General features: G+C 65.6%; 20 protein-coding genes and 1 pseudogene. 13 read left to right on the plus strand and 8 right to left on the minus strand.

Annotation, left to right across the window (positions count from 1 at the left end; genetic code table 11):
• Together EN742_RS38605 and EN742_RS04370 are read left to right on the plus strand one after the other, a co-directional pair.
• On the plus strand, window positions 1–195 hold a 195-nt coding region (locus tag EN742_RS38605; protein WP_210214426.1), incomplete at its 5' end, for a hypothetical protein.
• Window positions 196–252: 57 nt separating this feature from the next.
• Entirely contained in the window at window positions 253–1,371 is a 1,119-nt protein-coding gene (locus tag EN742_RS04370; protein WP_245482541.1) for a hypothetical protein, read from the plus strand.
• A gap of 191 nt (window positions 1,372–1,562) precedes the next feature.
• Here EN742_RS04370 and EN742_RS04375 read toward each other — a convergent pair whose 3' ends face one another.
• Genes EN742_RS04375 through EN742_RS04385 form a run of 3 tightly spaced genes read right to left on the minus strand, consistent with a single transcriptional unit; the run spans window position 1,563 to window position 5,334 of the window.
• A complete protein-coding gene (locus tag EN742_RS04375; RefSeq protein ID WP_126055334.1) occupies window positions 1,563–3,857 on the minus strand; it encodes a xanthine dehydrogenase family protein molybdopterin-binding subunit in 2,295 nt (764 codons plus the stop codon).
• On the minus strand, window positions 3,854–4,837 hold the full coding sequence (locus tag EN742_RS04380) for a xanthine dehydrogenase family protein subunit M (protein ID WP_127406097.1): 984 nt from the start codon (window positions 4,835–4,837) through the stop codon (window positions 3,854–3,856). The genes EN742_RS04375 and EN742_RS04380 overlap by 4 nt, the downstream gene beginning before the upstream one ends.
• Window positions 4,834–5,334 carry a (2Fe-2S)-binding protein gene (locus EN742_RS04385; RefSeq protein ID WP_189375174.1) on the minus strand — a complete coding sequence of 167 codons (501 nt, stop codon included), beginning with the start codon at window positions 5,332–5,334 and terminating at the stop codon, window positions 4,834–4,836. Before EN742_RS04385 ends, EN742_RS04380 begins: the two co-directional genes overlap by 4 nt.
• A gap of 371 nt (window positions 5,335–5,705) precedes the next feature.
• Here EN742_RS04385 and EN742_RS04395 point away from each other — a divergent pair, with 371 nt between their 5' ends.
• Window positions 5,706–6,338 carry a TetR/AcrR family transcriptional regulator gene (locus EN742_RS04395; protein ID WP_126055332.1) on the plus strand — a complete coding sequence of 211 codons (633 nt, stop codon included), beginning with the start codon at window positions 5,706–5,708 and terminating at the stop codon, window positions 6,336–6,338.
• Between the two features lie 20 nt (window positions 6,339–6,358).
• Here the strand turns inward: EN742_RS04395 and EN742_RS04400 are convergent, their stop codons facing one another.
• Window positions 6,359–6,568, minus strand: a complete 210-nt coding sequence (locus tag EN742_RS04400; RefSeq protein WP_126055331.1) for a hypothetical protein — start codon at window positions 6,566–6,568, stop codon at window positions 6,359–6,361.
• A gap of 235 nt (window positions 6,569–6,803) precedes the next feature.
• On the opposite strand from EN742_RS04400, the gene EN742_RS04405 reads away from it, so the two are divergent.
• On the plus strand, window positions 6,804–7,634 hold the full coding sequence (locus EN742_RS04405) for an aldo/keto reductase (RefSeq protein ID WP_127406099.1): 831 nt from the start codon (window positions 6,804–6,806) through the stop codon (window positions 7,632–7,634).
• Between the two features lie 86 nt (window positions 7,635–7,720).
• Here EN742_RS04405 and EN742_RS04410 read toward each other — a convergent pair whose 3' ends face one another.
• On the minus strand, window positions 7,721–8,533 hold the full coding sequence (locus EN742_RS04410) for a methyltransferase domain-containing protein (protein ID WP_127406100.1): 813 nt from the start codon (window positions 8,531–8,533) through the stop codon (window positions 7,721–7,723).
• Between the two features lie 145 nt (window positions 8,534–8,678).
• Window positions 8,679–10,775 (minus strand): alpha/beta fold hydrolase, encoded by a 2,097-nt coding sequence (locus EN742_RS04415; RefSeq protein WP_128332481.1) that lies wholly within the window; start codon window positions 10,773–10,775, stop codon window positions 8,679–8,681.
• A 170-nt stretch (window positions 10,776–10,945) separates the two neighbouring features.
• Between EN742_RS04415 and EN742_RS04420 the strand changes: the two genes are divergently transcribed.
• Complete coding sequence (locus EN742_RS04420) at window positions 10,946–11,287, plus strand: hypothetical protein (RefSeq protein WP_127405105.1); 342 nt, start codon at window positions 10,946–10,948, stop codon at window positions 11,285–11,287.
• A 28-nt stretch (window positions 11,288–11,315) separates the two neighbouring features.
• On the opposite strand, the gene EN742_RS04425 is transcribed toward EN742_RS04420, so the two are convergent.
• On the minus strand, window positions 11,316–11,588 hold the full coding sequence (locus tag EN742_RS04425; RefSeq protein ID WP_127286337.1) for a hypothetical protein: 273 nt from the start codon (window positions 11,586–11,588) through the stop codon (window positions 11,316–11,318).
• Between the two features lie 181 nt (window positions 11,589–11,769).
• On the opposite strand from EN742_RS04425, the gene EN742_RS04430 reads away from it, so the two are divergent.
• From EN742_RS04430 to EN742_RS04450, 5 genes and pseudogenes are all read left to right on the plus strand, one after another.
• Complete coding sequence (locus EN742_RS04430) at window positions 11,770–12,774, plus strand: LacI family DNA-binding transcriptional regulator (RefSeq protein WP_127405106.1); 1,005 nt, start codon at window positions 11,770–11,772, stop codon at window positions 12,772–12,774.
• 475 nt (window positions 12,775–13,249) lie between these two features.
• Window positions 13,250–13,848, plus strand: a pseudogene (locus EN742_RS04435) (3-methyl-2-oxobutanoate hydroxymethyltransferase).
• 23 nt (window positions 13,849–13,871) lie between these two features.
• Window positions 13,872–14,879 carry a sterol desaturase family protein gene (locus tag EN742_RS04440; protein WP_127405108.1) on the plus strand — a complete coding sequence of 336 codons (1,008 nt, stop codon included), beginning with the start codon at window positions 13,872–13,874 and terminating at the stop codon, window positions 14,877–14,879.
• A 168-nt stretch (window positions 14,880–15,047) separates the two neighbouring features.
• Complete coding sequence (locus tag EN742_RS04445) at window positions 15,048–15,995, plus strand: substrate-binding domain-containing protein (RefSeq protein ID WP_126055322.1); 948 nt, start codon at window positions 15,048–15,050, stop codon at window positions 15,993–15,995.
• A 64-nt stretch (window positions 15,996–16,059) separates the two neighbouring features.
• A complete protein-coding gene (locus tag EN742_RS04450; protein WP_127405109.1) occupies window positions 16,060–16,374 on the plus strand; it encodes a MocE family 2Fe-2S type ferredoxin in 315 nt (104 codons plus the stop codon).
• A gap of 169 nt (window positions 16,375–16,543) precedes the next feature.
• On the opposite strand, the gene EN742_RS04455 is transcribed toward EN742_RS04450, so the two are convergent.
• The gene (locus EN742_RS04455) at window positions 16,544–16,843 is read right to left on the minus strand and encodes a hypothetical protein (protein ID WP_126055320.1); all 300 of its coding nucleotides are present in this window, start codon (window positions 16,841–16,843) and stop codon (window positions 16,544–16,546) included.
• A gap of 236 nt (window positions 16,844–17,079) precedes the next feature.
• Here EN742_RS04455 and EN742_RS04460 point away from each other — a divergent pair, with 236 nt between their 5' ends.
• The 3 genes from EN742_RS04460 to EN742_RS04470 form a co-directional block, all read left to right on the plus strand.
• Window positions 17,080–18,465: an amidase family protein gene (locus EN742_RS04460; RefSeq protein ID WP_127405110.1), complete on the plus strand. Its 1,386-nt coding sequence runs from the start codon at window positions 17,080–17,082 to the stop codon at window positions 18,463–18,465.
• A 180-nt stretch (window positions 18,466–18,645) separates the two neighbouring features.
• Window positions 18,646–19,545 carry a VOC family protein gene (locus tag EN742_RS04465; protein WP_126055318.1) on the plus strand — a complete coding sequence of 300 codons (900 nt, stop codon included), beginning with the start codon at window positions 18,646–18,648 and terminating at the stop codon, window positions 19,543–19,545.
• A gap of 32 nt (window positions 19,546–19,577) precedes the next feature.
• Window positions 19,578–19,671: sulfotransferase (locus EN742_RS04470; protein WP_281034937.1), on the plus strand; the 94-nt coding region annotated here is incomplete at its 3' end.

Consider the following 19,671-nt stretch of genomic DNA (forward strand, 5'->3'; position numbering starts at 1 on the left):
GGCCATCTCGCCCTCAAGGGGGGAGATTATTCGCTCCGCCGCCTTCGCCAATTTCGAACGCTGCGAGGGTGCGCGCCGGCGCTGAAACCGCAAATCTCCCCCCACAAGGGGGAGATGCCCGGCAGGGCAGAGGTGGCGCCTCGCGCGACCTCCCAAATCACCTTCTCCGATCGCCGCCTGACCGTCGCAAAATAGCCGCTGTTGCTGGAAATCCTGCTGGCTGCAAGAGCGTGGCCCGGGGGGAGAGACATGATGAGATTTTCGATCATGGTGGGTCTTGTAATCGCCAGCTCCATGGCGCGGGCGGGCGACAACCTCCCCTATTCGCCCTCCGCTGATGTCCCCGACTATGTCGCGACCATGACGGTCCAGCCATTGGTAGGACCGACCCATACGAGGATAGTCACGCATCATGGCGGTTGGGTCCGCGTCGAGGAAATGCAAGCCACAACCTATGGAAATCCGGCAAAGCAGATATCAGTCACTTTCCGCGGGGATTCGCAGACAGGCTATTCGCCTGTTTCGATAAGTCGTGAGACATCGACATCCTATGAGAGGATTCGCGGGGTAATCGAAACCGGACAGACCCAGACGCACGATAGCGAGCGATGCGATGTACGGGAAATCCAGCGGCGCGATCCAGACAGGTCAGAACCCGGGCTGAAATGGCTGAGTTGCGTGACAGCCGATGGTATCGAGATTGCCACCGAGGTGTTTGTGAACGGTTCGCCGTTTCGTCAGTCAACGCTCGTCAAACTCGAACGCCGGCCTGTGTCCGCCGAGGAGGTCGCGCTCCCTGCCAAGCTGCTCGACGTCGCCCAATGGCTGCACTTCGACGACCAGCCGGCCGCAACGGGTGTCAAGCAGCCGCCGGATTTCGCCATGCGCATGCAATGGAAAGGTGCGGTCAGGGTCATGCGGCGGCACGATCCGTGGATCTATGATGAAGCTGCCTATCCGGATGGGCGGAGATACCTAAGCATCCGCAACGCTCGGACAGGGCAGGAACTGTCCTTCAGGGCCGCCAAGGGCGGCGCGTTCGAGAATCTCTTCCTGTGCCAGAAATGTCAGCCAGGAGATATGCTGTCTATTCTCCATGGCCGCGACGCCGTCCCCAAGAGCATGGGCCACACGGACAGCGTTCTCGGCGAGCCATGCGAGTGGTTTGACATGGCGCCGCGCACGGCTGATGTCAACCATTCGCAATGTCTGACGCCGGACAGGATCCCGTTGGAAATCGGCATTGGTGGGGCGTGGGCGCCGCGTGAGGAGTTTGTCGCCGATGAGATCCAGCGCCGGGACCTCAAGCCCGAAGAGATCCTTCCACCCGCCGATGTGCTGACACGATCGAACTGGGACATTCCGGGATAGCGGAACTTACCAAAACGCTGGCGGGACAGCACCCCCCTCTGGCCTGCCGGCCATCTCCCCCTCAAGGGGGGAGATTATTCGCTCCGCCGCCTTCGCCAATTTCGAACGCTGCGAGGGTGCGCGCCAGCGCTGAAACCGCAAATCTCCCCCTTAAGGGGGAGATGCCCGGCAGGGCAGGGCTCGCGTCAGCCTTAAATCAACTTCTCCAGCGTGATCGGCAGATCCCTGATCCTCTTGCCCGTCGCATGGAACACCGCGTTCGCAATCGCCGGGGCGACGCCGACGATGCCGAGCTCGCCGACGCCCTTGCCGCCGAGCACTGACGAATGCGGGTCGGGGATACCGACCGAGATCGTCTCGATGTCCGGGATGTCGGCGTTGGTCGGGATCATGTAGTCGGCGAGGTTGCCGTTGACGATGCGGCCATGGCGGCGGTCGACCATGCCTTCCTCCAGCAGCGCCTGGCCGATGCCCATGATGATGCCGCCCTTCCACTGGCTTTCCGCCAGCTTCGGATTGTAGAGCCGGCCGGAATCCAGCGCCGACACGACACGCGACACCCGCACCGTGCCGAAATCCTCGTCGACCCTGACCTCGACAAAATGCGCGCACCAGGAGTGGCGTGAATAGTCGCCCTCGGTGTGCGGGATCGACACGGCGATGGTGGTGTAGTTCCGGTAGCGCTCCTCAGCCGTCGCGTTCGCCGGCATGGTATCGCCCTTGGCCTCGATCCGTTCACGACCGACGGCGGACAGAAGCTCGGCGATCGGGATCTCGGGACCGTCGCCGCGCGGCGAGGCGATGCGACCGTCCTTGACCACCAGTGTGTTCGCCTGCAGCGCATGGAAGGGCGAGCCCGGATCGGCGATCGCCAGCCCGATCAGCTCGTCCAGCGCCTGGCTCGCCGCCTTGTAGACCGCGCCCGTCATGACGCCGGCAAGGCGCGAGCCGCCGGCGACGCCGGCGCGGGCGAAGTGGGAATCCCCCAGCTTCACCGACACATGCTCGACCGGCACGCCGAGCGTCTCGGCCGCAGTCTGCGCCAGGATCGTGTAGGTGCCCTGGCCCATGTCGATGGAGGAGCTTTCGACCTCGACCGAACCGTCGGCGAGGATATTCACCACCGCCTCGCCATGGGCGCGCCGCACCGGATAGGTGCCGGCCGCCACGCCCCAGCCGATCAGCTGGTGGCCGTCGCGCATCGAGCGCGGCATTGGCGAACGCTTCCCCCAGCCGAACGCCTCGGCGCCGGCTGCGAAGGCCTCGCGCAACTGCCTGGTCGACCACGCCTTCCTGGCGTGCGGATCCTGTTCGGCGTAGTTCCTCAGCCGGATTTCCAGCGGATCGATGCCGACCTCATAGGCGAGCTCGTCGATGGCGCATTCGATGCCGAAGGCGCTGGGGTTCTCGCCCGGCGCGCGCTTGGCGCCGGGCACCACGGTGTTCACCCGCACCACATTCTGCTTCGAGGAGAAGTTGGGCGTGGCGTACATGATCGAGGTGACGGAGCCGAGCGGCTCGACCCACATGCCATCGACCGCCGTCTCGTTGACGCCGCGATGCACGATCGACTGGATGCGGCCGTCCTTGTCTGCGCCGATCGCCACCGTCTGGCGGGTCGCGGCGCGGCCGCCATAGGAGGTGAAATTCTGCGGCCGGGTCAGCACCAGCTTCACCGGTCGTCCGAGCATCTTCGCCGAGGCCGCCGCCACCGCGCTGTGGGCGAGCGCCAGCGCCTTCGAGCCAAAGCCGCCGCCGATATAGGGCGAGACCAGCCGCACATTCTCGAACGGGATCGCGAACCATTCGGCATAGGTGCGCGCCATGCCGTCCAGCCATTGGCTGGGCTCCCAGATGGTGAGCGCCTCGCCCTGCCAGCGGGCGATCAGCCCATGCGGTTCCATCGCCGCCTGGAATTCGCGCGGCGTGTTGTAGGCCGCGCAGACGCGCACCGGCGAGGCGGCGAAGGCACCTTGAGCGTCGCCCCACTCCTTGGTCATGGCGTCGATCGGGATGCCGTCGCCGGCCTTGGGGTCGCTGAGGTCGACGATCGCCGGCGTCTCGTCATAGGTCACCTTGACGAGGGCGGCCGCCGCGACCGCCTGCTCGAAGGTCTCGGCCACCACCGCGGCGATATGCTGGCCGGAATAGGTGACCGTGCGGGCAAGCGGGCAATAGGTCTGTTGCGACGGCGGGTTGCCGAGCCAATCCGAAGCGCCCTTCAACTCCATGATAGTGTCGGGCGTCAGCACCAGAAGCACGCCGGGCGCTGTCTCCGCCGCTCTGCTGTCGATGGCCACCACCGTTCCGGCGGCGATGGTGCTTTCTATCATCACTGCGTGCGCCAGCCCTTCGAGTTGCTGCTCGACCGCGTAGTGCGCCGCGCCGGTGATCTTGGCCGGGCCGTCGACACGCGACAGCCGCCCGCCCACCGCCTCGAGGCGGGCGCTGTCCGAAGCCGCATGTTTCATCTCATGAACGGTCATGCCGTCTCTCCCAAATTGAGGATGGCGCGCGCGACGACGCGCGGCGCGAGCTCGATCTTGTAGTGGTTGGCGCCATGGTCGACGGCGCCTTCCATGGCGAGTTCGCTCGCCTTGCGCACGGTGGCCTCGGTCAACGTCTTGCCTTTGAGCTCGTTTTCGACTGCCCGCGCGCGCCACGGCTTGGTGGCGACGCCGCCGAGCGCGACGCGGATGTCGCGGATGGTGCGACCGTCGCCTTCGAGCTCCAGCCCTATCGCCGCGCTCGCCGCCGCGAATTCGTAGGACTGGCGGTCGCGAACCTTGAGATAGGTCGAGCGTCTGGCCGCTGCCGAGCCCGGGATCTCGATCGCCGTGATCACCTCGCCGGGGCGGATGTCGTGCTCGCGCTCGGCGGTCGCGCCGGGCGCGAGGAAGAAGTCCTCGACCTTTAGCCTGCGCTCGCCGAGATGGACCTCGGCGTCGAAGGCGACGAGCGCAATCGCGAGGTCGCCTGGATAGGTGGCGATGCAGGCCTCGCTGGTGCCGAGCACCGCATGGCCCCGCGTCACCCCGCCGATCGCCGAGCAGCCGCTGCCCGGCGCGCGCTTGTTGCAGGCCGGGAAGTTGGCTGGGTCGCGAAAATAGGGACAGCGCGTGCGCTGCATCAGGTTGCCGCCGATGGTCGCCATGTTGCGCAGCTGCGCCGAGGCCGCCTGCCACAGAGCCTCCGAGACGGCCGGGAAGCAAGTTTTGATCCCGGCATGGTCGGCGACATGGCTCATCTTCGCCAGCGCGCCGATCATAGCGCGGTCGGCGGTGACGTCGATGGCGCTGAGCCCCTCGATATGGCTGATGTCGATAACGGTCGAGGGTTCGGCGACGCCGCATTTGGCGAGGTCGACCAGCGTCGTGCCGCCGGCAAGCAGCATGGCGCCGGGGAGGGCGGAAGCATGGCGCGCGGCCTCGACAGTGTCGGCGCGGAGGTAGGAAAAGTCTCTCATGAGCGGAGCCCCTCTGCTGCCTGGCGGACGGCGGCGACGATGTGCGGATAGGCGCCGCAGCGGCACAGATTGCCGGCCATGTATTCGCGGATTTCTTCGTCGGACCCCGCATGGCCCTCGCGGATGCAGGCCACCGCCGACATGATCTGGCCCGGCGTGCAATAGCCGCACTGGAAGGCGTCCTGATCGAGGAAGGCGGCTTGCACGGCGTTGAGCGTGCCGTCCGCGTCGGCAAGCCCCTCGATGGTGGTGATGTCGCGTCCCTCGACCTGCGCCGCCAAAGTCAGGCAGGCAAGCACGCGCTCGCCGTCGACATGCACGGTGCAGGCGCCGCACTGACCCTGGTCGCAGCCCTTTTTGGTGCCGGTGAGGTGGAGCCGGTCACGCAGCGCGTCGAGCAGCGTCACGCGCGGCTCGATGTCGAGAGTGTGGTCGCTGCCGTTGATGATGAGGTGGAGGGAAAGCGTGGTCGGACTGATGGTGACTTGGTCATTCATGGGGCGTCGGGCTCCAATTGCTGGACGCTAGGCGGATGGAAATGGGGCTTGGGAGGGCAGGGGCAAGGGTGACGGGAGCGTGTTAATCTCCCCTCTTGAGGGGCAGATGGCCGGCAGGCCAGAGGGGGTCGTCTCGCAAAGAGCGCCAACCTCTACCTGCCGCGGCAGGTCGCGCCCGGTCGAACCGACCCCCTCTGTCGCCTTTGGCGACATCTCCCCCTCGAGGGGGGAGATTACGCTCTCAACACGTGACATACCGGTCCCCCTGATTATATGATAAAGCTGCTCCACTAAAACGGAGGCGCCTCCGTTTATTTACGTGGGGGCTGACCCGGTCGGGTTCAAGCCCCAATCGACTCGTGGAGACAAAATTGGCTGAAAGGCCGCCAGCGACAGCCGACGAGAAGCCAGACGCGCCCGCGCCAAAGCCGCTGCGCGCCGATGCCCAGCGCAACCGCGACAGGCTGGTCGAAGTGGCGGCGCAGGCTTTCGCTGAGGCTGGTGTCGATGCCTCGCTGGAGGAGATCGCGAAACGGGCAGGGGTCGGCATCGGCACGCTCTACCGGCATTTCCCGACGCGCGAGCATCTGGTTGAGGTGGTCTATCGCCGCGAGGTGGAAGGGCTTTGTCGCGCAGCCGGGGAACTGGCGGAAAAACATCCGGCCGATGTCGCGCTGGAGCTGTGGATGCAGCGCTTCGTCGACTATATCGGCACCAAGCGCGGCCTGGCGACCAGCCTTCGCATCCTGCTCACCACCAACTCGACACTGTTCTCCGATACGTCCGGGCGTGTCTCGGGCGCGCTGAAAGGCCTGGTCGAGCGGGCTGCCGCCGCCGGCTCGATCCGCGCCGACGTCGATGCCTCCGACGTGCTGCATGCACTCGGCGGCATCTACTCCGCGCCTAACACGCCCGACTGGCGCGACCGCTCGGGGCGGCTGGTCAAGCTGTTGATGGATGGCTTGCGGTTCGGGGCGAGGGAGGCGTCGAAGCTGCCCCGGTAGTCGGGCGCGCCGCGATGCGTCTATCGTCCCAGCGGTTGCTTCGACAGCGACAGAAGTTCTTCCTCGTCGGCGATGCCGGCCATGTAGTTGGCAAGGATGCGGGACGCCAGGCCCTCAAGGCGATCGGGGGAATCGCTTTCAAGCTTCAACCGTTCGAAGACCCTTGCCAGCAAGGCCAGTTCGGACGGATCGAAAATACCAGCGTCCTGAGCTTTTCGACGAATTGGCATGACGCCTCCCAAGCAGACGTTTTCGCAAGGCCATTGCAACGCGCTCCCGTCGAGACTGCGAGTTGGTGGTTAAGAAAACATTAGCCATGCAGAAAGTTCCAGTGCGGTCGAAATGGGCCGTGTGCGCTTTGCCGCCGACCGTTCCGCAAATACACAAACGCGTCATCGACTCGCATTGCCGGGAGCGCAGCCTAGATAGAGCGCGGGGCAAATATGATTACAGAAGGACATACGCATGCCTGAACGGCTGACACTGAACGACGGCGCCACCATTCCTCAGATCGGGCTCGGCGTGTGGCAGGTCGATCCGGGCGTCACGGCCAAGGTGGTGCGCTGGGGGATCGACGCCGGCTACCGCCTGATCGACACCGCCGAGGGCTACCGCAACGAGGAAGGCGTGGGCGAGGCGATCCGCGCGGCAAGCGTGCCGAGAGGCGACCTGTTCATCACCTCGAAGCTGCGCAACGGTGCCCACCAGCGCGACGCCGCGTTGCGCGCCTTCGACGACACGATGCAAAAGCTCGGCATCGATCAGATCGATCTCTTCCTCATCCACTGGCCGGTGCCCAGCCAGGGCAAGTATGTCGAAGCCTGGAAGACGCTCGTCGAACTCCAGAAGGCAGGCCGCATCAAGTCGGTTGGCGTGTCGAACTTCAACCAGGACCATCTGCAGCGCATCATCGGCGAGACCGGCGTGACGCCGACCGTCAACCAGATCGAATTGCATCCGCGCTTCCAGCAGCGCGACAAGCGCGAATTCCATGCCAGGCACGATATCAAGATCGAAAGCTGGAGCCCGCTGGGCAGCGGTCGCCTGCTGGCCGACCCGACGTTGGAAGGGATCGCCAGGAAGCACGGCAAGTCGGTGGCGCAAATCGTCATCCGCTGGCACCTGCAGGAAGGGCTGATCGTTATCCCGAAGTCGAACCACCAGGAAAGAATCGCCGCCAATTTCGACGTCTTCGGCTTCGAGCTGGACGGCAACGACCTGGAGACCATCCGTGGCATGGATTCCGCCGACGGCCGCACCGGGCCGGATCCGGCGGCGGCGGCGTTCTTGTTCTGAGGCGTTGAAACAGCTGATCTCCCCTTGGGGGAGATTAGCGCTTCGCCGAAGGCACCTTTTCTGCAACGTTGGCGATTGGCCTATCGCTACGCCATCGCCACGATCACATGCGCCTGGATCTTGGCGGCGACCGCGCCGCTGCCGTGCCTGTCCCTGATCGCGACTTCGGCGCAGTCGGTCGCGGCTTCCAGTTTTGCCGCGTCCCTGGCCTCGATCTCGTTGCGAAGCAGTGTCCCCTGGCAATAGGCGACGGCAGGAATGCGCGGCGAGGGGGCCCGGCTTTGTTCGGCCCTCGTCTCGATCGTCACATGCGAGAAGCCCGCAGCCTCCAGGTCGCTGCGGATCAGGTCCTTGTCGTGGTAGCCGTGCGGCGTGCGTGCCAGGAAGCGCGGCGGATCGTCCGGGAAAATCCTTGCCAGGGCATTCGTCACGTCGTCGGCGAACTCATTCTCCTCGATGCGATCCCACACGTTGAACAGGAAACGTCCGCCGGGCTTGAGCACCCGCCTTGCCTCGCGGTAGCCGGCCGGGCGGTCGGGAAAGAACATCGCGCCGAACTGACAGCAGACGAGGTCGAAGGCGGCGTCCTCGAACGGCAGCGCCAGCGCATCCGCCTGGCGCCATTGGATGCGGCTGTCGGCGCCTTGCCGCGAGGCGGCGTGGTCGAGCATCGGCAGGTTGAGGTCGGTCACGACATAGCGCGCGGCGGGGGACAGTTTTGGCGCCAGTGCGCGGGTGACGACCCCGGTGCCCGCGGCGGTTTCCAGAACGGCGCCGGGCGACAGGGACGCCGCCCGCTGCGCCAGGTCCGCGGCGTACGGCTCGAAGATCAACGGCACCATATAGCGATCGTAGTTTTCCGGAACAGAGCCGGCGAACACCTTGTCCGTTTCCAGCATTGCTATCCCCCACGGTGCATTTGGTGGCGCGAGACTAGCACGTGGTTGTCTGTTTGGCGCGTTTTTCGACCGAACCAACCCATATGCGGCGGCGCCCGGCAGGGCAAAGGCGGGCTGTCCCGCCGGCCCATCCAGCCGAAGGCGTCTATGCGCCGGCATTTACGGGCGTCGCGGCGACACAAAAGAACTGCAGCGCCCCCGGGGGGCCGCACATGGCACCTTGCTCCTCGAAAGCCAGGCCGGAGCCGACGATCAGGTCGCGCACCGTCCGCGATGCGATGATCTCGCCGGGCCGGGCATGGTCCAGAGACCGCGACGTGACCTCGATGGCGACTCCGCTGAACTCCTCGCCGTGCGACTCGCACTCGCCGATGTGGATCGACGAGCGGAAATTGGCAGCCAAAGGCTTCAGGCGCTCGCGAATGGCGACCGCACATTGGATGGCCCGCGTCGGCCGCTGGAAGACAGCGAGCACCTTGTCGCCGGATCGCCTGATCTCCCTGCCGTCGAACAGCAGCAACTGGTCCCGAATCGCTTCGGCGTGTTGGCCGATCGCCTTTTCGCCGGCAGGCGCGATCTCGATTGCCAGTACCGAGAGCAGCAAGCGCTCGCTCGGAGCCGCGGGCAGGGCGCCGGTGACGATGCGTCTGATCTCGTCGACCAGGCGGTCGCAGTCCTCGCCCCAGATCAAATGGTCCCTGCCGGCCAACTCGAGATATCTGGCGCCTTCGATATGCCTTGCCAGGTAGCGTCCTTCTTCCGGCCTTACCCAGCGGTCGCCCGTCCTTTGGATGACCAGCGTCGGAACATGGATGGCGGGCAGGATATCGCGTACGTCGATTTCTGTGCCCCAGCGCCAGAGCGCGATCGCATCGGCGGGCGACGCCGAATTCCTGAGATAGGCGGCAAACCATTCGCGCTCGCTGCTGTCTTCGGACAGGGAGGGCGCGGCGTTGAGCAGTTCGGCGGGCTTGCCCCACTGCCGCTCGACGGAGGCCAGGTCCTCGTCCACCTGCTCGGCGGTTCTCGCCCAGGGATAATCCTTCGACCATGTGCCCCTGGCATAGGTTCCGTTGAGCACCAGCGCCGCCGTGCGCTCCGGATAGGTGGCGGCGAACAGCATGCACATCGGCCCGCCCTCGGAACTTCCGAACAGCACCGTGCGCTTCGAGCCGACCGCATCCAGAACGGCGCGTACGTCTTCCATCCGCTCCTCCAGCGTCGGCGGGCCGACATTGCGGTCGGACAGACCGGTGCCGCGCTTGTCGATGCGGATCAGGCGCGAGAAGGTTCCGAGCCGCCTGAGCACATGGGCGTAGCGCGGCGATCCCCAGGCAAGATCGAGGTTGGAGACCCATCCCTGGACGTAGAGCAGATCGACCGGCCCGTCACCGGTCATCTGGTAGGCAATATTGATCCCTGCCGATTTGACGTAGTGGGTTGGCGCAGCGATGGGCACGCTGCCCTCCGTCCCGGTCGCCGGAATCTGCAGCGAATGATGGGACGCCGATTTCGTTCGCCGCGCCCGCAACGTCTCGTACAATTGGCGGGTTTCCGGTTCAGGAGCCAAGGCGAGATCGCGCTCCAGTGCGTCGCGGCAAAGCTCGTACTGTTTCAGCGCGAGATTGATCCGGCCCTGGGCGGCAAAGGAGCGCATCAGGGCGCGATGGATGTCTTCACGCAGCGGCTCCATGGCGAGCAGCCGCGCCGCCGCGCGCGCGCAGGATGCAAAGTCGTTTGCCGTGCCGTATTGCGTGACCAACCTGTCCAGCGCCGCAACGGCCATCATCCGCAGGCGCTCGCGCTCGACCCGCAGCCAGTCCTCGAACGGCTCCTCCTTCAGGCCGTGGCCGTCGAGAAGGTCGCCGCGATAGACCACAAGCGCCTGCTCCAGATCCTCGATCGAGCCGCTTGTAGCCAGCGCCTCGAAACGAGCGACGTCGAAATCGAAGTCATCGAGGTGAAGCGCAATGTTGGCCCCCTCGGTCAGAAAGCGCCCGCCGCCCGACCTCTGCATTGCCTTGCGGACGGCCGACACGGCTTGCCTGAGGCTCATTCGCGCCTGCGTTTCACCGTGCAGGCTCCAGAGCAGGGCAGCCAGCTTCTCGCGCGATTGGGCTTGTCCTGCCTGCAAGGCAAGATAAGCCACCATCGCGCGTGCCTTGCGGCTGAAGGCCGGGGCCGCCGCCCCGACGCCGGCAAAGTCGAAACCACCCAGCAGATAGAGGTGAGGTCCGGTCATCGGATCCGCCACAGCCACGATGTGAGGTCAATCCTTTCGCTTAGCTCACTCTATTTCAACTGTTATTGGGCCGGCGGGGCGTTTTTCACGATTCCATCACGCTGGTTGCCACGCATTCCTCACGGCGCTCGGGGAGGCTGTCCGCCCTGAAGCTCTTTCAGGAGGATACCATGCGACATCCCGCTTTGACCGAATGGCCCATCTGGCATGACGATCCCTGGAACGATCAGCAAGGGTATGGTGCCCTGCAGCGTCACGACATCGCCCTGGCCCGCTACCTCGCAAAGCAACAAGCCGACCGGGCATCCGTCGTGCGCCGGCTCGATCTGTGGGCCGCCATGACCCGTGCCGCAATGCTGGTCGCGGGCGTCGGACGCACTTTCTTCCTGATCCGGCGGCCATGCGACCGAAATGTCGGCCCGGCAAACAATGCCATGTCGCCGATCAACTCCATCGCCCTGACGCTGTTGAAGAGCCACGCCGAGTTCAGCAAGACATTCTGGGGCCGATGAACGCGCTCGAAGCCAGGGCGCGTCGCGGCTATCCCTTTTCTTCCACCAGGATCACCAGCGATTCCGGTACGACGCCGTCGAACTCCATGGCATCGGCGGCTGCCTTGCTCTGCATCAGGGCGGCCAGCTTGTCCATGTCTGGGACGTCCATCATCAGCGCCACCCGGTTCGGGTTCTGCGGATCGACGAAGGTGCGGATGTTGGTGATCCCGAGCGCGCCGAAAATCTCCTTGCGCTTCGGCGATGTCAGCCAGTGCTTGGCGCCTTTCGTGATATTGTGATGGCCGATGATCGTTGGCATTTCAGACCCTCCCGGGGGTGATGCCCGACGGATCGAAATCGCCCGTCTGGCGCAATTTCCGCGAGCGCCAATCAGCGCCGTTTCCATTGGGCTGTCAATTGGCATTCGCTGATGGAACGGCACCTTCTCCCGCAAGGGCGGAAGGATTAGGCTTCGCGTCGCTGCAGCGGGGAGCCTCGCCATTCCAAAGCCCACATTCCTCGAGATCGCCCGCCGTGCCGGCGTCGGCACGGCAACCGTCGAGCGCGTGCTGAACGGCAGGGGCGGAGTGCGGCCCGAGACCGTCGAGAAGGTGGTGGCGGCGGCGCGTTTGCTCGACTATCCGCGCCGGCTGCCCGAGGCGCATCGCGGCGTCATCCGCATCGAAGTGATCCTGGTCAGGCCGGACGCCACCTTCTTCGCGCGGCTCTCGCGTGCCTTCGAGCGCATCGCCGCCACGCTTGACCGCTCGATTGCGGTTCACCGCACCTTCCTCGATGAGGCGAACCCCGCAGAGATCGCCGCGCGGATCCTCGATGCGGAGATGCGCCGCGCCGGGCTGATCCTCGCCGTGCCGGACCATCCACTGGTGAGTGCGGCGCTCCGCAAACTCGAGGCGGACAACATCCCGACGGTGCAGATCGTCACCCAGATATCGGGCACCCGGAGCACCTATGTCGGCATCGACAATTACGCCGCTGGCCGTACGGCCGGCCTGCTGATGGCGCGCATGCAGCGTCGGCCGGGCAAGGTCGTCGCCATCTGCCACAGCCAGATCTACCGCGTCCACCGCGACCGCGTGCGCGGCTTCTTCGATTATCTGATGGAGACCGGCGACGGGTTCGAACCGGTGGCGGCGCTGTTCGGCTTCGACGATGGCGACCGCAACGCAGAGCAACTGCACGAGGCGTTTGTGCGTTGGCCCGACCTTGCCGGCCTCTACAATGCCGGCGGCGCCAACACGGCGCTGAACGAGGTGCTGCGCCGCCACCAGAGGGGCCGCGACATCTTCTTCGTCGGTCACGAATTGACCGAGCGCAGCACGCGCGCCTTGCGCGAGGGCACGATGGACGTCGTTCTCGACCAGTCGCCGGAAGCACAGGCGCGCCGCGCCATCGACCTTGTGCTCGCGGCGCTGAACCTGCACGACCTGCCGGTCGACAATCCGCCGATCCGCTTCGTCACCTTCACCGCCGAGAACCTTTGATCTGATTTGATCAAGGAACCGCGAGCCTTCGCCGCCGTCACGGTGCTAACTCGCCCGTGAACGGAAGGGCGATGGCATGTGAAGTTCGCCCCCTCATCCGGTCGCTTCGTCCGCAGCTTTGGCCGTTTCGGAGAAGAAGCGGGCGCCGGCGCCGATGATCTCCCTCTCCCTTTTGGGAGAGGTCGGATGGCTCCGATCTGTCCTTCACAGATCGGCAGGCAATCCGGGTGAGGGGGCTCTTTCCCACCTGCGGTCGTCCGCCCGCGAACGGGAGGATGCATTGGTGACGAGACGGCTGACAGTCAGCGACCTGCAAAGCCAGAAGGGCAGCCGCAAATGGCTGCAACTGCATGTCGACACGCCGGCCGAAGCGGCCGCCGCGGTAGCCTGCGACATCGTCATCCTGTCCTGCGAGCCCGACCACAATCTGGAATTGATCCGCCAGGCGGCACCCTTCGCCTTCCTCTCCGTCGGCATGCCGCACGGCGCGGTCGCCTCGCCCGATGAGGCGGTGCGGCTTGGCTTCGCCATGATGAAGCGCGGCGCCGATGCGGTCTATTGCTCGCATTCGCCGCGCTTCATCGAGGCTATGGCGGCCGAGGGCATCCCGGTCACCGGCCATGTCGGCCTGGTGCCGAACCGCGCCACCTGGACGAATTTCCGCGCTGTCGGGCGCACGGCGGAAGAAGCCTTCAAGGTGCTGCGCGCGGTAAGGGACATCGAGAATGCGGTGCGGCCTGCGTCGAGGTCGAAGTGGTGCCTGTCAGGCTCGCCGAGCACATCACCCGCTCGACGCCGCTGATCACCATGGGCATGGGCTGCGGCAGCGCCTGCGACACGCAGTATCTGTTCTCCAGCGATGTGCTCGGCACCCATGCCGGCCACTATCCGCGCCACGCCAAGCGCTATGCCGACTTCCTCACGCTGGAGGCCGAGCTGCAGGAAAAGCGCATCGCCGCCTTCCGCGCCTTCGGCCGCGACGTCGCCGGCGGCAGCTACCCGGAAGCGAAGCACCAGGTGGACATGGACGATGCCGCCTACGACCGCTTCCTCACCCTCTCTCAAACTTTGTGAAACCGGGGCCTGTGAGATCAGCCATGGACGACTTGCAATACGGCACGCGCAACAAGCGAGGCGACTGGGCGCCGAACGAGCCGGCCGGCACCGCGCCGCTGTTCGTCTTCCCACCGCGGCCGCCGGCGGTGCTGAAATGGCTGCCGAGCTATTTCCTGCCCTACAATGTGCTGTTCGCGCTTTCGGCCGTGGCGTGGTGGCATTTCGTGCTGCCCGACGCCGAGGTGATGAAGACGCTCTCCGTCGGCTGGATCCTGCGCCTGTTCCTCGTCAACTGCGCGGCGCTGCTCGTCTTCTTCGGCGTTTTCGAGCTTCGACTCTACATTCTGAGGGCCCAGGGCAACCGCTTCAAATACAACGGCAAATGGCCATCGGAGCAGAAAAGCCAGGCCTTCTTCTTCGAGAACCAGAACCTCGACAACATGCTGCGCACCTTCGGCACCGGCATGCCGATCTGGACGGCGATCGAGGTGGCGCTCCTCTACGCCTATGCCAATGGCTACGTGCCGTGGCTGACGGTTGCCGAGCATCCCGTATACCTGTTCTGCCTGGCGCTGGTGGTGCCGATCATCCACGAGACGCACTTCTTCCTGCTGCATCGGGCGATCCACTGGCCGCCGCTCTACAAATGGGTGCATTCGGTGCACCACAATTCGGTCAACCCGTCGCCCTGGTCGTCGCTGTCGATGCATCCGGTCGAGCAGCTCGGCTATCTCGGCGTAGCGCTCTGGCACCTGATCATCCCGTCGAACCCGCTGCTCGCGCTCTACCAGCTCCACTATGCCGGCTTCGGCGCGATCCCCGGCCATGTCGGTTTCGACAAGGTCGAGCTTGGCGAGAACACCAGCGTCGATAGTCACGCCTATATCCACTATCTGCACCACAAATATTTCGAGGTGAACTACGGCGACGGCCTCATTCCGTTCGACCGCTGGTTCGGCACTTTCCACGATGGCAGCAAGGACGGCGAGGCCCGCATGCAGGCCCGCTACGAGAAGAAGAAGGCGCGCGCCAACGCCGCCGCCAAATGACGCCCGAACAGACAGTCACGTGAACGGCCTCGGCCGTTCGCTGCTGAGATGGCCCTGGGCCATCCACCCAGTGAGAAGGCCTTTGGCCTTCCACATAAGCCATCCCGCAAGGGCCGGAAAATCAAGAAGCGGAGTGACCCGGCGCTCCAGTCCAAAGGGAGGAAACCCGTGAAGAGACTTCTGTTGTCAACCGCGCTCGCCGCCATGATGTCGATGCCGGCAAACGCATTCGCCGCCAAGATCGGCGTCTCGATCGTCAACTTCGACAACAATTTCCAGACGCTGCTGAAGAACGGCATGCAGGCCCGCGCCAAGGAGAAGGGCGCCGACATCCAGGTCGAGGATGCCCAGAACGACGTCGCCAAGCAGCTCGACCAGGTGAAGAACTTCATCGCCAGCGGCGTCGACGCCATCATCGTCACGCTGGTCGACACCAACGCCTCCAAGACGCTGAGCGAGGAGGCCGCCAAGGCCGGCATTCCGCTGGTCTTCGTCAACCTCGAACCGTCAGACATGGCGAACCTGCCGGAAAAACAGGTCTATGTCGGTTCCAACGAGGTCGAGTCCGGAACGCTGGAAGCCTTCGAGGTCTGCAAGATGCTGCGCGCCAAGGGCAAGTCGGCAGGCGCCAATGCCTACATCGTCATGGGCAGCCTGGTGCATCAGGCGGCGCTCCAGCGCACCAAGGATGTCGAGCAGGTCTTTGCCACCGACATGTGCAACTTCATCAAGGTCACTGACAAGCAGTCGTCGGAATGGTCGCGCGACAATGCGCAGAACCTGATGACCAACTGGCTGACCGCCGGCGCGGCACCTGATGCCGTGATCGCCAACAATGACGAGTCCGCCATCGGCGCGATCCTGGCGCTCAAAGCCAACGGCATCGACATGAAGGACGTCGTCGTCGGCGGCATCGACGCCACGCAGGACGGCCTGCAGGCGATGAAGGCCGGCGATCTTGCGGTGACGGTGTTCCAGAACGCCAACGGGCAGGGCGGCGGCGGCGTCGACGCCGCGCTCGCGCTCGCCAAGGGCGAGAAGGTCGACCGCGTCGTCTACGTGCCGTTCGAGCTGGTCACGCCGGCCAACGCGGCCGAGTACATGAACAAGAACTGATCCCAGGACTGGGCCTCCGGGTGACCCCGGAGGCCTGCCGCGATCGAATCTTACGGTGAGAAAAATGACCAGCTGGATCAAGGCGTGCGGCCTCGACGACATCGAACAGGAAGGCGCCCGCCGCTTCGACCATGAGGGCCGGACTTACGCCGTATTCCGCTCGCCCGACGATGAGGTGTTCTGCACCGACGGCCTCTGCACGCATGAGGCGGTCCACATCGCCGACGGGCTGGTGATGGACTACGAGGTCGAATGCCCGAAACACTCCGGCGCCTTCGACTACCGCACAGGCGAAGCCAGGCGCCTGCCGCCTTGCATAAATCTCAGGACCTATCCGGCGAAGGTCGAGGCGGGAGAGGTAATGGTGGAGGTGGGGTGAGGCGTTGAAGCTGCCATCTCCCCCCTTGTGGGGGAGATGCCCGGCAGGGCAGAGGGGGTCGGTTCGACTGGGCTCTACCTCCTGCGGCGGATCAAGGCTGGCGCTCCACGCGCGGCGACCCCCTCTGTCGCCTTCGGCGACATCTCCCCCTCAAGGGGGGAGACTGGCCCTAAATCCCCGACCCGTCCAGCAGCGGCACCTCGTCGCCCTCCCACGGGCTCGGCATCGAGCCTCTTCCGGCTGATGGTAGCGGCATCCAGCATTTCAGTTCCGGGTCGGCATATTCGACCACGCGGCCCGGCTGGGAGTCGGAGGAGCGCCAGCCTTCCTCGCCATGCTGGTCGGCGCGCGACCAATAGGCCATGTCGACCTCGGCCGGCCCCTGCTCGGTCGGCCGCACCGTGACCAGGATCCGGCTGCCATCCCTCGGCGCGCTTGCCATGTTGCGCCAGCGATCGGGCTCGTCCATTCGCATCTCCTCCTGCTACTCTTTCCGCCATCGTGCGGCGTGGCGGCAGGCCATTGTTGTTCGTTTTCCGCCGGAAGGCCACACAAGATCGACTGAACCACCGAACTTTCCGGCCCCTCACCGCATCCTGTCGTTTGTGGTAGGATGAGGGCAGGGGAAAAGGCCATGGGGCAACCCGATTTTGATAGGCTGCCGTGCTGGCGATTGGCGAAGGCCAATCCGGGGAGGATGCGCGCATGACAAACGCCCTGACCGCCGACACCACCTTCCTCACCGCCATGCAACTGGCGGCCGCGATCCGCGAGCGCCGCGTCAGCGCCAGCGAGGCGATGGAGGCGCAGCTGGAGCGCATCGCCGCCGTCAACCCGCTGCTCAACGCCATCATCACGCTTGACGAGAAGGCGGCGCGCGAGGGCGCGAGGGCCGCCGACGATGCCCTGGCGCGCGGCGAGGCCGTCGGGCCGCTGCATGGCGTGCCGGTCACCCTGAAGGACGGCCACGCCACGGCGGGCATGCGCACCACGGTCGGGCTGACGGCCTGGGCCGACCATGTACCGACGGCCGACAGCACGATTGCCGCGCGCTTGCGCAAGGCGGGCGCTATCATCATCGGCAAGACCAATGTGCCACCCCGGCTGCGCGACCTGCAGACCGTCAACCCGATCTTCGGCCGCACGAGCAATCCCTGGGACGTCGCCCGCACGCCGGGCGGCTCCAGCGGTGGCGCGGCGGCGGCCGTCGCGGCCGGTCTGGTGCCGCTGGATATCGGCAGCGATGCCGGCGGCTCGATCCGCGTGCCGGCGCATCTGTGCGGCATATGCGGCTTCAAGCCGACGCAATCGACGGTGCCGATCACCGGCAGTTATGCCGATCCGCCCGACCTGCCGCGCAGCTTCCGTCTGCTGTTCGACATCGGGCCACTGGCGCGCGATGTCGACGACCTCATCCTTGCCCACCGCGTTATTGCAGGCGCCGACGGGCAGGACACCGAGGTGCCGCCGGCAGCAACCGACGAGGCGCCCGAGCCGCCGCTGTCGCGGCTGCGGGTCGCCTTCGCGCCCGAATTCCCGGGCGTGCCGATCGCCCGCGACATCGCCGATGCGATTACCGGTTTTGCCGGCGCGATCGACGTCGCCGGCGCAAAGGTGGGCGAGGCCCTGCCGTCGCATGACTTCGCCGCCGAACGGGCGCTGTTCTCCGACTTCATCACCTGGTACTCGCAGGCCTTCCAGGCACCGCTGCAAGACTCGCCAACGCTCGCCACCTATCTCGCGGCGCTCAACCGGCGCGACGACTTCATCCACGCCTGGGAGCGCTTCTTCGGCGACTGGGACGTGCTGGTGTGCCCGGCAATGATGTGCACCGCCTTCAAGCATCGCGAGACGGGCACGCCGATCCCGGTCGACGGCGTCGAGACGCCCTACTGGACGGCGCTCAGCCATGCCTGCCGTTTCAACCTGACCGGCCATCCGGCCGCCGTTATCCCGATCGGCCTCGACCGCGATGGCCTGCCGATCGGCGCCCAGCTTGTCGGCCGTCGCCACTGCGACCTCAGGCTGCTTGCCGCCGCCAAGGCGCTGGCGAGGCTGACGGATGGGTATGTGCGGCCACCGGGGATATGAGGGGGGAGTAGGGGAGTAGGGCAGTAGGGCAGTAGGGCACTAGGGCACTAGGCACTAGGCACTAGGCACTGGGGAGCATCAGAGCCATGCCTCCGTTACTCCCCTACTGCCCTACTCCCTTACTGCCTTACTCCCCTCCATCTTGCTGACAGCCATATCGTTCACAGCTAATATTCGCCGATGAGCGAAGGATTGCTGGCAGGCGCCACTCATCTCGGGCCGGTTCATCTGAGGGTGGTCAACATCGCGGCGGCCTTGCCCGTATGGCGCGATGCGGTCGGGCTCTCGCTGCTTGGCGAGGATGACGCGGTGGCCGGGCTCGGCGTCGACGGCAAGGCGCTGATCGTGCTGCATGAAGGTGCTGCGGTCGCGCTGCCACAGAAGGCGCGCGATCTCTTCCATGTTGCCATCCATGTCACGACGCGCCGCGACCTTGCGCATGCCGCCGCCCGGCTCAAGGCTTCCGGCCTCAGATACAGCGCCCAGGACCATTTGGTCTCGGAATCGCTCTACGTCTCCGATCCGTCGGGCAACGGCATCGAGATCTGTTTCGACACACCCGAACGCTTGGCCGGCAGGGAGGAGACGACGGACGGCCGTGTGCTGCTCCTCGCCACGGACGGCAGCACGCATTCGGGGCTGGAGCCGCTCGACCTTGCGAACCTGTCGCGCTCGCTTGGCGATTCCGGCCGGATCGAGCCGCGGCTGCCGGCGGATGCCTTCATTGGCCACATCCATATGCGCGCCCGCTCGCCCGAAACGCTGATGGCGTTCTATGTCGACGTGCTCGGCTTCAGGCCGCACATCCAGTCGCGCACCTTCGGTCTGTTCGATTGCGGCACCGATCGGCGCCGCCACATGGTCGCCTTCAACATCTGGACCCGCGACGAGCTGACCGAACCGCCGCCCGGCGCGGCCGGGCTGGAGCGCTTCACGGTCGTGCTTGCCGGCGCCGACGAGCTTGCCGCTGTGGCGGGACGGCTCGGCAAGGCGGGTGTGCCCTTCGCCGAGGCGGCCGGCAGGCTGGACTGCGCCGATCCGGAGGGCAATCGCCTGCGGATGGTGGTGGCCGGCATTTGATACACGTGGTCCAAACGCGGGGAGGGGCGGAAATGTCGATCAAGGTCATCGGCACCGGCTTTGGCCGGACCGGAACGGATTCGATGCGCGAGGCGCTGACCATCCTCGGCTTCGGCCCCGGCCATC

This window comes from Mesorhizobium sp. M4A.F.Ca.ET.020.02.1.1, assembly GCF_004022645.1.
Lineage (GTDB): Bacteria > Pseudomonadota > Alphaproteobacteria > Rhizobiales > Rhizobiaceae > Mesorhizobium.